This window comes from Gemmatimonadota bacterium, assembly GCA_009838845.1.
Classification (GTDB): domain Bacteria; phylum Latescibacterota; class UBA2968; order UBA2968; family UBA2968; genus VXRD01.
In genome coordinates, this window is record VXRD01000095.1 from 56,808 (window position 1) to 70,993 (window position 14,186).

The 14,186-nt window shown below is 50.0% G+C and carries 11 protein-coding genes; all 11 read right to left on the bottom strand.

The genetic code is table 11. The features are described 5' to 3' along the window. Positions 1–145: 145 nt before the first annotated feature. The 11 genes from F4Y39_12215 to F4Y39_12265 all read right to left on the bottom strand — a co-directional run bounded on the left by F4Y39_12215 (position 146) and on the right by F4Y39_12265 (position 13,944). Positions 146–1,135 (bottom strand): RNA polymerase sigma factor RpoD/SigA, encoded by a 990-nt coding sequence (locus F4Y39_12215; protein MYC14483.1) that lies wholly within the window; start codon positions 1,133–1,135, stop codon positions 146–148. A gap of 229 nt (positions 1,136–1,364) precedes the next feature. Further along, entirely contained in the window at positions 1,365–1,817 is a 453-nt protein-coding gene (locus F4Y39_12220; GenBank protein ID MYC14484.1) for a 6-carboxytetrahydropterin synthase, read from the bottom strand. A 15-nt stretch (positions 1,818–1,832) separates the two neighbouring features. Beyond that, positions 1,833–2,660, bottom strand: coding sequence for an NAD(P)-dependent oxidoreductase (locus F4Y39_12225; GenBank protein MYC14485.1), 828 nt, complete (start codon positions 2,658–2,660; stop codon positions 1,833–1,835). Continuing rightward, positions 2,581–4,575, bottom strand: coding sequence for a hypothetical protein (locus F4Y39_12230; GenBank protein MYC14486.1), 1,995 nt, complete (start codon positions 4,573–4,575; stop codon positions 2,581–2,583). The genes F4Y39_12225 and F4Y39_12230 overlap by 80 nt, the downstream gene beginning before the upstream one ends. A 2-nt stretch (positions 4,576–4,577) precedes the next feature. Further along, complete coding sequence (locus tag F4Y39_12235) at positions 4,578–5,567, bottom strand: TauD/TfdA family dioxygenase (protein MYC14487.1); 990 nt, start codon at positions 5,565–5,567, stop codon at positions 4,578–4,580. Further along, positions 5,387–6,160: a phytanoyl-CoA dioxygenase family protein gene (locus tag F4Y39_12240; protein ID MYC14488.1), complete on the bottom strand. Its 774-nt coding sequence runs from the start codon at positions 6,158–6,160 to the stop codon at positions 5,387–5,389. Before F4Y39_12240 ends, F4Y39_12235 begins: the two co-directional genes overlap by 181 nt. Positions 6,161–6,178: 18 nt before the next feature. After that, a complete protein-coding gene (locus F4Y39_12245; protein ID MYC14489.1) occupies positions 6,179–7,498 on the bottom strand; it encodes a glycerate kinase in 1,320 nt (439 codons plus the stop codon). A 40-nt stretch (positions 7,499–7,538) separates the two neighbouring features. Then, complete coding sequence (locus tag F4Y39_12250) at positions 7,539–9,893, bottom strand: GWxTD domain-containing protein (GenBank protein ID MYC14490.1); 2,355 nt, start codon at positions 9,891–9,893, stop codon at positions 7,539–7,541. 205 nt (positions 9,894–10,098) lie between these two features. After that, positions 10,099–10,827 (bottom strand): hypothetical protein, encoded by a 729-nt coding sequence (locus F4Y39_12255; GenBank protein ID MYC14491.1) that lies wholly within the window; start codon positions 10,825–10,827, stop codon positions 10,099–10,101. An 86-nt stretch (positions 10,828–10,913) separates the two neighbouring features. Next, the gene (locus F4Y39_12260) at positions 10,914–11,210 is read right to left on the bottom strand and encodes a hypothetical protein (GenBank protein MYC14492.1); all 297 of its coding nucleotides are present in this window, start codon (positions 11,208–11,210) and stop codon (positions 10,914–10,916) included. A 199-nt stretch (positions 11,211–11,409) separates the two neighbouring features. Beyond that, complete coding sequence (locus F4Y39_12265) at positions 11,410–13,944, bottom strand: FtsX-like permease family protein (protein ID MYC14493.1); 2,535 nt, start codon at positions 13,942–13,944, stop codon at positions 11,410–11,412. Positions 13,945–14,186 lie beyond the last annotated feature (242 nt).

A 14,186-nucleotide genomic window follows, 5' to 3' on the forward strand; every position in this document is an offset into this window, starting at 1 on the left:
ATATTGTAAATAGCAAGGTTTCGGCTTTAAACGCAAGTAGAAATACAAGGGTGTAGAAGCACAAAGAGCGCCGGCAAATCGCGCCGACGCTCTGGTTTTGTTAGGGCTGTGTTTTAAGGGAACACGCGGTGTACAATTTTTCACTTTAACTACAATAGGTGGCAAGTCTTTTACTGTGGGTGGGATGCCTCAGCCGATTGAGTGCCTCCTCTTTGAGTTGGCGCACCCGTTCTCTACTTACCCCCAGTTTGTTACCTATTTGTTGATAGGTCGCGGGTTTTGAACTGCTGACTTCGGTGTTTTCCGCCGGGTCGCTGAAACCGTAATAGAGATGTAGAATTTGCCGGTCGCGGTCGGGCAAGGCACTGAGCGCGTTGTGTATATCATTGTGCATAGTGTCTTGAATATAGGCGTCTTCCGGAGACAATGTTTGGGAATCCGGTAGAGTTTCTTGCAGGGTGACAGCGCGTGGTGCGGAGTTTGTGGCCTCATCGTACATTGGGGTATCCAGAGATACGGTATTGTAAGCCGATTCGAGGGTGTGCGTAACCTTTTTGAGAGGCAGATCGGTTTCTCGGGCGAGTTCATCGGCATCGGGTTGTCGGTCGAGGTGCTGAGTCAGATCAGCTTCGACTTTGCGCAATTTGTTGAGGTCGTTGACAACATTTCCGGGAATCCGGATGGATCGGGTTTGAACTTCGAGGGCTTTGAGGATGTTCTGCCGTATCCACCAGACTGCATAAGTAATGAACTTGTAACCTTTTTCGGGTTTGAATTTGCGGGCAGCAGTCATCAAGCCCATGTTGCCTTCATTGATGAGATCGGCCATGGGAAGCCCTTGATTCTTAAAATTTTTGGCAACGTGGATGACAAAGCGCAGGTTGCTGGTGATGAGCTTTTCGCGGGCGTGCTCTCCTGCCCGCTGGGCACTCGCACTCGCACTTGGCAGGTTGCCCAGAGCAATTTGCTCTGTCAGTGCTCTTTCTTCGTCTGGTGTGAGCAGTGGATGTCGTTCAATCTCCTTGTAGTAATAGGCCAGAGAGGGTTCATCGCCCACATAGGGCGAAGCGCAAACTGGGGCTTTGCGAAGAGCCTGCTGGACGGGGGGGCGATGCTGTTTCATTTCGGAAATCACGTTTCCTCCTTATGGTGTTCTGAGGTCCTATATCGTGTGTGGAACATCTGTCTATTTCTGTGAAATGGCCTCAGTTATGGTTGAGCAAAAATATAGTGAACATTTGTTCATAAGTCAAGAAAAAAATAACACAATAAATAATTGTTTATAGGTAATTTATTGTGTTATAAGAAAAAATATGTGCAGTATTTTGTGCAGTAGGGCAAAAAACGCCATTCAGGTGTATAGATCAGCCATCCACGAGTTCGTATATGCCCGAGTTTTTCATGTTTTCGCGGGTTTCAACTTTATAGACCCAGCATCGGTTGTGGGTCATGTTGCGCACGAGTTTGTCGGCGTAATCAAAGACAAATTTTGATGACGCTTCCATGCCAACGTTGGGCATAATTCGCAGATCGATTATACCCCGGCGGTGCATTTCTTCAAAAAATTCGCGTTCGGGATCATTTTCGTTGATGAGCATCGTGTGGTCAAACATGTGCTCTAACCATGCTTTGAGCTTCTTGAGCTTGCTAAAATCGACGACAAAGTGATTTTCGTCGAGTTCGTTGCAGGTAAAATAAAGCGTAATCTCGCGGTTATATCCGTGAATAAAGCGACAGTGACCGTCGTGATATCCCTGACGATGTGCACAGGGCAGATCGTGATAGGTTTTTGTCGATGAAAATTTTCCCTTTCCCATGGGCATCCTTTCTGTTTACGGCCTTTTCGCTGTGCCGTCTTGCGGGGTGTAGCCCAATACTTCCCTGGTGGCATCAATTCCGAGATAGGATTTTTTGTGATCAGATACGCCATGTACAATGGCAAAGTCGGTATCTGCTTCCACGCATTTTTGAAAAAGTTGTGCGGTATCCCGCGGGCTGATGAGTATGCTGGGTTTGTCTGGATCGTAAATTTCATCGGCATTCCATCTCGGGCCGCCCAGGCGCACACAGATGCAGGATAGTCCGTGGGTTTCGGAATATACCCGCGCAAGGGCTTCGCCCCAGCATTTGGTGGCGCCATAGACATTGGTGGGAAATATGGGCACATCCCATTCGATGGAGGAATCGCCCGGGTAGCCTAACACAGCATTGACCGAACTGGCAAAAACAATGCGCTTGCAACCGCACAGGTGTGCAGCGTGAAAGGCGTTGTATGCGCCAATGATATTGAGGTCGAGCAAGGTTTCGTAAAAGTCGGCACGTGGACTGCGATCGGCTGCGAGGTGTATTACGGTATGAATGCCTCGACAAGCAGCGTGAAATTCGTCGAGATTGGTAATATCCATCCGGACAAATTCTTCGTGATCTGCAAGATTTTCAACCGGGTTCACATCTGCAAGCCGAAGGCGATAGGTCGCGCCCCAGTGCTGGCGCAACATGCCGGCGACAAAGCCTGCACCACCTGTGATGAGAATGTGTTTTTGTTCGGACATGAGAAACCTTTCTGTAGTAGCCCCAGGCCTACCATCCATGTGTCCAGTGCCCACCTGTTGGGAACCAGATGAGATCGACAATAGACGAAACGATGACGCCTGTGACATAGCCCACTGGCAGGCCAATAAAATAAGGTGCTGCGCGGCGGTACAGGGCAATGCCACCGATACGCAGGAAAAGTGATTTGGCCGCCCAGGTGAGAAAAATGGAGAAGCTGTAGATTCTTGGACCAGAGGTATTTTGAAAGGCGAGGCCAATCGGGTGCAGGGGCCACCAGGGCAGGCGGCTTCGCAAGCCAATGAGCACGAGCGCTTCAAAGATGCCAATGAACCATACGGCCATTTTATATGGATCAAAAACGGTTTTTTGTTCGTTGAGAATGTGGTTGGTCATGTTGCTGTAGAGGCGGACCGAGGCCGAGTTTGAGCGGCCGGAAAATGGGGCTGTGTGCAGATTTTGCCCCCCGTGGGCGTATGCCAGATAGATAATAAAGATGAAGGATGCGAGTAAGCCCGCGGTGAAGGCGAGCGCGGCGATACGCGCAATGCGGGCGTTTGGCGTTGCGCCGTGCAATTTCAGGTGGTGGGGTAGCGCGGGCCATGCGGGAATGCGCGTGTTGCCAAAGAAGGCGCTGGAGTTGACAAATTCAGTACCCACAAAGTCCGAGGGGGTCAAGTTGGCAGTACCTGTAAAGGTATAGACCATGCCACCGCCTTTACCATATATGGGTAGAAGATGGGGAAAACCACTGGCGGCCGTGAATTTGGCGACGGTGAAATATGCCGTGTAGAGTAGCGCGGTTTGCAAGAGTGCAATGGGGATAGACATGCCCATTGCACTCATCCAGCCGATGATGAAGGCAGTTGTCAGAATAAAGCCGATAAATGCCATGCGGTAGGATATAATGCTGTCGTTATGAACAGACTGTCTGCCTTCTACAACAGCTTGCCAGACGCGAGACAGGTGTCCCCGAGCGGCCCAAATAGACCAGAGCGCCAGCAAAACAAGGGCGCCGTGGCTTTCGAGATTGATGATTTCGGATGATTTTGCCTGCTGGTTAGCCAGGCCCAGGGTGAAACCCGTGCGGTCCATAATGCCGAGTTTGACTATGGCGATGAGGCGCAGAACCCAAAAACTGAAGAGGATGTCGAGATTGCAGAAGTAGGTGAGGCCGACTACCGGGGGCAAGATGCGAAGGTAAATGGGTGGAAAGTCGCGGGCGAGGTCGATTTGTTTGCTCAGGTACCCGGCATAGATGGTGATGCGTGGCAAGCCCGTGGCGAAATAACCGAGGATATTCCACGCGAAGACGCCAAAAACAGTGAAAAAACCCGCCCAGAAAATTTTGTTGCGAAAAATATCGGGGATGCGCCCGGGTTGATCAAAGCCAGATGTGAGTTCTACGGCAAATTGCGCGAGCGGAAAGGCGAGCCGCTCGTGGTCTTCCCACTGGCGTTGGAAGAGAATACACAAGCACAATCCCGCTGCAAAAACGGCTAATGAGATGGCGGTCCACCAGAATAGGGGTTGCAACCAGCCCGCCCAGGGTATGGAACTATATGGAGGCAATCCATCGTAGAAAGGGCGAATAACCGCAGGCGATATGTCTGGCAGGGTCCACCAGGGCAAGATGTCAAAGATAATTTCGGTCCAGCGATTTTCAGGTGACGCATAATAGGTGGGCACGGCCATTGTGCTCGTCCAATAAGCTGCCCAACCTTCGAGGGGAATAACGCCCGCGATCCAGGACATGCTGTAGATGACCAGCAGTTCGGTGCCCGAAAGAGCCGCTTTGGGCCAGAAGGTTTTGAGACCGATATTGGCAAATAACCAGAGTACAAAGGGCAGCAACATGGCCATGGGGTATTGCGATTTGACCAGGGATGACGACCCCATCACCAACCCGGCGTGGTCGGTGTACACATTGAGGGCAATGGCGGTGAGTGCGCCAAAGAGCACGGAGCGCCCTGTGATGCGCGAGGGAATAGCTTGAGATTCTTGTTGGGGAGATGTTGCAGCCATGGTCAGTCGGGAATGGCGAAGCGGTCGTGGGAAAGAAAGACGCGCGTGATTTTCAGGAAGCGGGGACCTTTATACGCGTCGCGTTTGTGCAGGAGTTGTGCGTTGTCGTAAATGAGCATGTCGCCCATGCGATAGTTGTGCTGGTATATGTGCTGTGGGCGGAGTTGATAGGTGAGCAGTTCGTTTTTGAGTGCCTGGCTTTCGGCTTCGTCCAGCCCGTCAATTCCACGCGTGTGGGGAGCCAGATAGAGAGTTTTTCGACCTGTGCTCGGGCTGGTGAGTACCAGAGGATGGGTGACTACAAGGGGTTCGACTTCGTGAATTTTGCCGGGCAGATATTTGACGCGCATGTTCTCGATGTGCTTCTTGAGTGTTTTCGGAAGGGCTTCATAGCCCATGTGTGTACTACAAAAGCTGGTGCCGCCCCCTTGTTCCGGGGCGATGATACAGAAAAGCGTGGATAGTGTGGCGGGATTTTTGCGAAAGGCCTGATCTGTATGCCAGCTACTGTCATTGTCTGTGATGGGAGCACCGATAAATGTTCCTTCATCATTGTTCAAATTCGAGAGGTAATTGACTTCTTTGAAACGGGGACTGTGATTGACTCTGGCTGCGGGTTCTGCGACGGGTCCGAGCGCAGCACTGAGGGTGTAGATGTCTTCGTCGTGGAGCGATTGCCTCCGAAAGAGAAGCAGGGCGTGTTCGTTGACTGCATCGAGAAGGGCTTCGGCCATTTCGCCATTGATTTGGGTGAGGTCAATGTCGTGAACTTCAACGCCGTAGTTGGGCGTGAGAGGTGTTGTTCGGAAGGTCATGGCTGGATTCCAAATGCTTTGTTGTAAATATTGGAGACTTCGTTGAGGTTGCCGTAAAAGGCGCGCACTTCGGGGTCTTTGTGGTCGCGCCAGAAGATGGGAGGGATGATGGAGTCGTTGGCCAAGTATTTGTGGTCGCGGTGTCCGTAGTATATTTGCAGGGTTTTGCGGTCGCATTTCGTAGGTCGCGTGGTAGCCGTGTGTAGTGCCGCGACATTGAAGAGACAGACCGTGCCTGCGGGACCGTGAATATCGGCGATGCCTCCGCGTTTGAGTTGTGCTTCGTTATCTTCGAGCGTGGGTTCGTAAACCGATTCGGGCGAGAGTGAAAAACAGTGGGTGTCTGCGCCCACATCCGTGAGATAGAGCATGAGCTGGATATAGTCCATTCGAAATGGATGCTCGTCCCAGTGGGGGCGATCGCGGTGCCAACTGCGGTGCTGTTCGCCGTCGTAAGGGAGCATGTAACGCGCGCCAATTTCGCCAAAGCAAACCGGTCCCCCCATGAGTTGTTCGATTGCAGCGAGGATTTTCGGATGACGGATCACGCGGTCAAATTCGGGCGTGGTGACGAGTGCGTCGTAATTAGCTTGCTGATGGTAGCCATAGGGATGCCAGCGAAACACAAATTGCTCGCGGTCGCGGTCAAATAGGGCGATAAATTCGTCGCGTTCATCAACGGTGAGTAAATCGGTGCGCATGATATACCCGTGACGCCGGAAATAATCGACTTCGACTTCGTTGAGGATGGGTTCGGTTAAATTGGACATGAGACATATTTCCCGAAGTTATGCATTCCCGACCATTACCAGCGCGACATCTGCCACATTGGTTCCTGTTGCTCCGGTGATGATCAGGTCGTCCAGTGGTTTAAAAAAGTGGTAGGCGTCATTGTTTTTTAGATGCGCGATCGCGGATAGTCCCAGTGCCTCTGCGCGCGCTATGGTTTGTCCATCGGCTACGGCGCCCGCGGCATCGGTTGGCCCATCGGTGCCATCGGTACCTCCGCTAAATAGTACGACATTGTCCCATCCGGCCAACTGAATTGCGCCCGATAGCGGAATTTCTTGATTGCGCCCGCCCTTGCCCTCTCCGCTCACCAGCACGGTTGTTTCTCCGCCGGCAATCACGCAGGCCGGTGCTGTAAGGGGCTGTCCAGATGTCACAATTTCTTTGGCAATACCCGCATATACATAAGCGACTTCTCTCGCCTCGCCCTCGATGCGCGTAGATAATACCAGGGCATTATACCCCAATTCCATCGCTTTGTTATTTGCCGCAGCTACGGCCAAACCATTGCTGCCGACCACGAGATTCTGAACTTTGGAGAGCGCCGCATCACCGGGCTTGGGCGTATCTTCAATATCTCCAGCCAAACCGGCTTTTAGTCGCAGCCGAACACTTTCGGGTATTTTATCGACCAATTCGTATTTGTCCAGAATATCCATACACGTTTTAAATGTCGCGGTATCCGGCACTGTGGGGCCAGATGCGATGACATCCATGGGATCGCCAATTACATCTGACAACATCAGTGCGACAACTGTCGCGGGAAACGCCGCCCGCGCCAGGCCGCCTCCTTTTAAGCGCGATAGATGTTTGCGGATGGCATTGAGTTCCACAATATTTGCACCGCAGGCTAACAATAGGCTCGTGGTCTCTTGTTTGTCCGCAAGCGTCAATCCATCAGCAGGTGCGGGCGCGAGTGCCGAGCCACCACCGGAGATCAAACAAATCACCAGCGTGTTTTCATCCGCTTCTTCCAGCAAATGAACCATGCGTCCGACGCCGTCAACTCCCGATTCGTCGGGTACAGGATGGCCGCATTCCACTATGTCGATATGTTTTAAGGGCAATGCATGGTCGTATTTTGTATTCATTGATCCACCGGAGATGCGATTACCCAATATATCTTCCAGAGCTACGCCCATTTGCGGTGAGGCTTTGCCCGTGCCCACGACCAGGATGCGGTGGTAAACACTTAAATCATAATTTCGATCGCCTATGTGCAAAATATTGTCATCCAGCGATACAAATTGCCGCACGCACTGTTCGGCATCAACTGCTTTGACTGCTGTATCAAAAATCTCACGCGCGTGTGCGCGCATGGTTTCAACATCAAAAATACGCATTGAATTTGCTCCTGTCCTATTGAGTGACAAATGTCGCTGTCGCGGTTGCTGTCTGGCCTGTTGTTTCATCCACAATCGCGATTTCTACGGTCTTTTCGCCCGGTTCAGAGCGCGACATGTCCAATTCGAGATATCCCGGTTCTTGTGTCTCTGTTCCCACTTGTTCGTATTCGATTGAGACAACGCCCTGCTCGCTCTTTTGTCCGAGCATTTTGCCCACGCCACCCAAAATTCGTGCGCCGATGGTCTTTTGATCGCGCGATCGCACCACATAAGATACGCGGTATTTGGTCTGGCCGAAGGCATTGCGTTTTAAGTTGTAAATTTCGAAATATATAAATACGGGTTGCGCGGGCAAATAGGCTTTTGAGGCTATGGGGATCACTTCAATATCGCCCTTTTGGAACCGACTCTTGTCGGCCATATTGATGGTGGCGGCGAGTTCCACATCGCTGATCTTTAACTCGTCGTCTATATCATATTCGGGCACGACGCGGTTGATGTGATACACCTGTGATTTTCTCGAACGGCGATCCAAAACCTGCACGGAAATGCGATAATTGCCCGGTGTTAAAAACAAACGGTCCATCTCCGGCATATACGCGCCAGGTGACTGATCGGCTTCACCCGCTGCGCCCAGCACCATTTCCTGGCTCGTGCGATAGACGGGATCGCCCGCTTGATTGTAAACCACAATGCCGCGGTCTAATTGTGCGATTTTCGCGCCATCTTGCCCGGCTGCAAAATGTAACTGCGCGGTTGGAATACCGTAATAAATTTCGAGTGCAGTTAGACCTTCTTGTCCCCGAAAAGCGGATGAGGCGAGATAAAAATCCAATGCGCCCGTCGCAAAATCGGGGCGATATGTCATCGGTGTAAGAACTGCGACCTGTTTCAAGACAATTTCGGGATGCATGTCCTGCCAGATCCGCGCAATCCGCCCTCTGCCGAGGGGTATGTCGGCATAATCCCAGGCTCCCTGGTTTGAGCGCTGTTCAAATACGACTTCTATACCATTGCCAACATCGGCATAGATCCAGTATTCCCATATCCCGTCCACCGGATATACCGGCCATCCCAAAATGGTTCCGCTGGTTACTTGTTGTCGTCCGCCGGGGTCACGTCGCTCAGCGCGGCGCAATTGCCCTTGCATACCCCTCATGCTCGATGCGACCGCATCGGACCGCGCCCTGAGCAACCGGTCCACCGCTGGTCCGGCTTTTTGAATGAGCCGCTCTTTTACGTCAACCAATTTTTTTGTTCGCTCCAGTTGAATATTGCCCGAATTGCTCACATGGTCAGGCCCGCCATAGCGGATATAGGCTTCGCCGCGCGCGTCCCAGGGAAATCGAAGTGTCCCAAAAAATTCACGCGCATACGCGACGCGGCGATAGTGTTCCAATAACCGTTCATTGGCTTCGGTGACGGGAGCCGGATCTAAGCGCGACCAGAATGTTCTAAAAACGCGTTTTTTTTCTGGAAGTGTCTCGGCATCGTTATATTCTTTGAGAATGGGACCCGATGCGAGGAGATTTAGATCGCAATACGTTTCTTGTTCTTTTTCGGATAACTGTCTGATATATGATTCAAATAATCGCGCAGACTGGTCAAATGCCTTTGCCCTTTGAAATACCTGCGCCAATTCCAATACGGCGCGACGTTGAAAATCGCTGGCAACGGTTGCAACTTTGAGCAGGTGCTGAAGTGCCTCTCGCAATTGCCCGAGCAATTTCAGATCAATGCCCAGATTCAAGCGTGCCCCGCGGTGATCCGGTTTTGCTTCTAATTGATCGCGATATGCTTGCACGGCTTTTTCGCGTTCTCCATCTTCATCGAGCAATATCCCTATGCGATAGTTTGCATTGGGGTGTTTGGGATCGATTTTTAAGACATTGCGATAGGCTTTGAGGGTCTCACTGCTGCCGTAATTTTCCAGGGTTTGCGCCAGGTTATATTGCGCTTCTGAGTACGTTTTATCTGCCCGATTTGCATCCCGAAAATACGCAATTGCCCGACGCAATTCGTTCTTTTTGCGGCTATAGACCAGGCCCAGTCCATTGTAAGCTGGCGCGTATTTTTTCTTTTTTGAAACTGCGGTCTTAAACGCCTTTTCCGCTTCGGCCAAATCGCCCTGTTTCAAATAGACATGGCCTATGCCCACATAGGCGGGTGCGTACTTTTCGTTCTGGGCAATCGCCGATTGAAACGATACAAGTGCCGCGTCCAGATTTTCTGCCTCAAAGTGTTTCATCCCTTCACGGTATGCTCTCTCTGCCGCGGCAATGGCCTCTGGCGAAGCGTCTTTTGCCAGACCATCTGTTGCAGTTAGCGCAATGCACAAAATTCCCAGTATTATCGATTTCATAACCATACGCCTTTCATCGCATTTTTGATCGTTTGCACATTTGCTCCATGATACACAAAAGGAAACGAAAGCACAAGAGGGCACTATTCGCCGTAGAAAACAAAAAAGCGGGGCTCTTATAGAGCTCCCGCTTTTTTATTAAGTGCCGGTTGTACGCTAAATCCTTCCCCTCTCCCCTGACGAAAGAATGCGCGCTACAACCGGCTCAAAATCAAGCTGCAATAGGTTGTGCATCGGCTTTGCGCCGAGCGTCTAACCTCGCTTTTATTTTTTGGATCAATTCGGATGCTTGACGCTTGTCCAATCCACCTTCAATCTGGGTTTTCAATCGCTCGCGTTCTCGCTCGGTTAGCCGTGGACTGCGCCCCAGATTTTTAATCAGATCAATCTGACTTTGCGTGGCAGATGAACTGTTGTACTCCTCTCCAACATCGCTGGCGGCATCTGTGGCTACCTGTAGCTCATCGACAGAACACATCCCTGTCGCGGTAGCCAGACGCATCGCCCGATTGGTGGCGCGTCGCGTCGCCATTTCGAGTGGGTAATCTGAAAATCGCACAAATCCTTTGAGATTATTAGGCGTTGTGGTGCCGTAATCGACAAAAGGACGCGCAAGTCCCTCGACCCACACCTCACCGCGCATTACCACCAGCGGTTCCTCATCTTTTAATCCCATCATCCGCCGCAACAGAGCGTATTCTTCTTTGGAAGGCATTACAGCCTGTACTGCGAATTTGCCAGCCTTATAGGTTTGCAACATTTTGTACTGCAACCCCGCAGACGTGATGTAGGGATCGTTCTGGATGAATACCACAAACTCATCGATTTTCTCGGTGGGAAAACCTTCGGATTCTGCAATCTGCTTCTTGATATGGTCGATGGTTTGGGCTGCTGTCGCCTTCATATTTGAGTTATTTGTTTTCATATCTCGCTGGGACATTGCTATCTCTCCTTTGCTTTCGTGGAAATCGGCAACACAACGGGTTATTTATTGCCGAAAATAAACGTGAATATATGGGTTGCGATTTAATTATTGCGAACGCCTAAAGACTCAATAACCTGAAACCAGGCCGATTCGTAATCTGTCAGGGCACCGTGCCACTCAGTGAGTTCTCCCTTCCCCTGGGTCAAATCTCGTGCCAGAGTATCGACAGCTTGCTCAGCGGCTTCGACGCGCGCCATGGCTTCGGGGCGAATGGCATCAAAAGGTACATGTGGCATCTCGGCCTGGATGCGACCGGCAACTTTGAGCAAATCTCGACTCAAATCGGCCAATAGAATTTCCTCAATTCCCTGTTCGGCCTGAACCTCAATGCTTGCCATGATTGCCTCCTGTCAAAAAATTATGTATCAACGTTCTATGCAAAAATACTAAACAAAAGAACAGGTGTCAAGGGAAATTTTACAGTTTAATGGAAAACAATTAAACTTTTTTAAAAAAATAAAATCAATGGTTTATGGTCAGTTCTTTCACGACACCTTATTTACCCTCATTTCCCAACGAGAACCCAATAATTTGATCTCACTCATATCGCAGGGCGTGGACGGGATTGCGCTGTGCGGCTTTGAGGGCTTGAATGCCAATGGTGAGCAGGGCTGTTAAAAAGACGAGTAATCCGCCGAGCAGAAAGAGGCCCATACCTGCATCAATGCGGTAGGCAAAATCTCGCAACCAGTGCTCGACGCCGTAATGGGCGATGGGCCAGGCGATCAGATTGGCGATGAGAATAAGTATCACAAACTCTCGGGACAATAGGGCGACGATGTGATGGTTCGATGCGCCGAGTACTTTGCGGATGCCGATTTCTTTGGTGCGTCGGGTAATGGCGAGGGATGTGAGACCCAGAACCCCGAGGCATGCGACAAAGAGCGCGAAGAAAGAGGCGTATTGGACAATGGTGCCCCAGCGTTCTTCCTCGCGGTAGAGGCGATCAAAATTTTCGTCGAGGAAGACGTAATCAAATGGTGCATCGCCCGCAATAGACTGCCATTTTTCAGCCATAAAGGCGAGCGTTTCGGACAGGCGTTCTGGACGAATGCGTACAAGGAAATCGTCGGCCCTGCTGGCTGCATCTAAAAATATCACTACAGGAGGCAGGGCATAATGTAGCGACTGTAAGTGAAAATCATCTACGACACCGATAATTTTGGGGTCTTTTATTGCCAGGACTTTTGGTATGCTATCTCCCAGCGTAAAATAGGCCATCATCTGGCTAATGGGCAAGGTCGTGTCCAAGGGTTGTTCCAGTTGTGAGCGTTCGACAAATGTTTTATTGACCAGAACAGCCTGTTTTGCATCTGTACCAAAATCTGGCGAAAAGTTGCGTCCTGCCAACAATACAATGCCCAGTGTGTCGAAAAAGTCATAATCCACGTAAACATCTGATTTTTTTACCACTTCCCCATTAGGAAATGTAATATTGTCTTGGTGGTAGTCTGAGTCTGCTTTCAAGTTGGAAAACAAATCTGATTGTGTCACGTTTACGATCTGGGTGTGCCGTTTGAGTTCTCTCTTGAAGATTTGTAGTTGGTGAGGTATCAGATGGCGTTGCTGCGGAAGAGCTGACGTGTAAAGATTCTGTGTTTTTATCAATACGACCTGCGACTCATTCAAGCCCAGATTCTTTTCTTTTAAGAATGTCAGTTGCCGAGACATTACAAGGGTGGCAATGAGAAACAAAATCGCAACGACGAACTGACCAACGATCAGGACGCGACCAGACCAGGATCTGCCGCCGATATTGAATCGGTTCTTCAAAACGGCAATGGGATCAAAGCCCGATAGCACGAGTGCCGGATAGATACCCGAGACTAGACTAATAATCAATAAGAACGACGCGCCAAAGAGCACGTCGGATAGGGAAGGCCGATAATCCAGTGTTAAATTCACCTGTGTCAATGTGTTGAAGGTCGAGAGAAAAAACTCTGTTAGTGCAAGTCCCAACAGCATTCCCACACCCGTGAGCAGCAAAGACTCGCCCCAAAACTGTTTCATCAGTTGGAAACGTACCGCACCCACTACTTTGCGTATTCCCACCTCTCGCGCTCGGGTCGCAGATCGCGCAATGGCGAGGTTCGTAAAATTGATGCACGCCACCAGCAATACGGATAGGGCAATGCCCGCGAGGATATAGGAATATGCGGGGTTGCTCGGTGTTGAAAGTCCCTCTGTTAAAGACCCCTCTATTATCTCGCGATCAAAATGGATATCTGCAATGGGCTGCAAGTGCAAGGCCACGTCCTGTGAAGAATTTTTGTTTGCTTCAACAAATGCATTCAGGACAGGGGATATGTCTGCCAATTGTACGTTGTCAATTAGCTGTATATAGGTAACATCTCTTCCCCACGAGAAAACGGATGGAGTAATTTCTTTACTTTCGAATTTGCCGTCTGCTGTCAGGGTAAATGCCTTCATTTTCTTTTCAGGGGGAGGAAGGCTTGCCTGAGAAAAAATCAGATCGAATTGAATGCTGGAATTTTCAGGAGGATCTTGTGCGATACCCGCTACGACAAAAGTTTTCTCTTCCTCGTTCCAGATTTTGTCGCTGATGCTGATTTCTCGTCCTACAACATCGTTTTGTCCGAAATATTTTCGCGCTGCACTTTGGGTCAAGACTATACTGTTTGGGTTTGCGAGCACGGTTTTGGGATCGCCGTGTGTGATCGGAAACGTGAATAGTTGAAAAAAGTTTTCGTCGGTGAACAGGGATTTTACTTCAAAGGTATTATTGCCGTGAGATACAGTGCCTGGACCCTCATGTATCCGCACTACATGGGCGAATTGCGGGATGTTATCTCGCATGAGTGGTCCAATTTGACCCGATAATCGGACACGCATGGCATTGTCTTTTTTGCCAAACATTCCGCCAGATGCCCCCAGTCGGAAAATGCGGTCGGCTTTTTCGTGAAATTGGTCATAAGTCCATTCGTGCCGCACATAGAGAAATGTGAGCAGGCAAAATGCAATGCCCGTTGCCAGGCCGAGGGCATTGATCGCGGTGTATATTTTGTAGCGTACCAGATTTCGCAGGGCAATGGTCAGGTAATTTTTGAGCATGAGAACCTCCTCTGAAAATTGGAAAGATTGTTGACATTTTATTTAGCGAAAATCGTGCCAAACTTTTTTGGGATCAATGACTCGAGCACTTTTTTTATGGCTGGACCTCTTTTATTTTAATAACATGTTGTAAATGAGTCGTTTAATTTTTGAAAAAATTTTAGATACTGGCGTAAATAAAAAAATCACTGGCCTTATCAAAATTTAATTACGTGGGCAAGTGTCCGATTTTGATACAGTGG

Bases quoted from the DNA above. Each gene is read 5' to 3' on its own strand.
- F4Y39_12220 (MYC14484.1), bottom strand. From the start codon at position 1,817: ATGGGAAAGGGAAAATTTTCATCGACAAAAACCTATCACGATCTGCCC.
- F4Y39_12225 (MYC14485.1), bottom strand. From the start codon at position 2,660: ATGTCACAGGCGTCATCGTTTCGTCTATTGTCGATCTCATCTGGTTCC.
- F4Y39_12230 (MYC14486.1), bottom strand. From the start codon at position 4,575: ATGGCTGCAACATCTCCCCAACAAGAATCTCAAGCTATTCCCTCGCGC.
- F4Y39_12235 (MYC14487.1), bottom strand. From the start codon at position 5,567: ATGCGACCGCAAAACCCTGCAAATATACTACGGACACCGCGACCACAA.
- F4Y39_12240 (MYC14488.1), bottom strand. From the start codon at position 6,160: ATGTCCAATTTAACCGAACCCATCCTCAACGAAGTCGAAGTCGATTAT.
- F4Y39_12245 (MYC14489.1), bottom strand. From the start codon at position 7,498: ATGCGCGCACACGCGCGTGAGATTTTTGATACAGCAGTCAAAGCAGTT.
- F4Y39_12250 (MYC14490.1), bottom strand. From the start codon at position 9,893: ATGGTTATGAAATCGATAATACTGGGAATTTTGTGCATTGCGCTAACT.
- F4Y39_12255 (MYC14491.1), bottom strand. From the start codon at position 10,827: ATGTCCCAGCGAGATATGAAAACAAATAACTCAAATATGAAGGCGACA.
- F4Y39_12260 (MYC14492.1), bottom strand. From the start codon at position 11,210: ATGGCAAGCATTGAGGTTCAGGCCGAACAGGGAATTGAGGAAATTCTA.
- F4Y39_12265 (MYC14493.1), bottom strand. From the start codon at position 13,944: ATGCTCAAAAATTACCTGACCATTGCCCTGCGAAATCTGGTACGCTAC.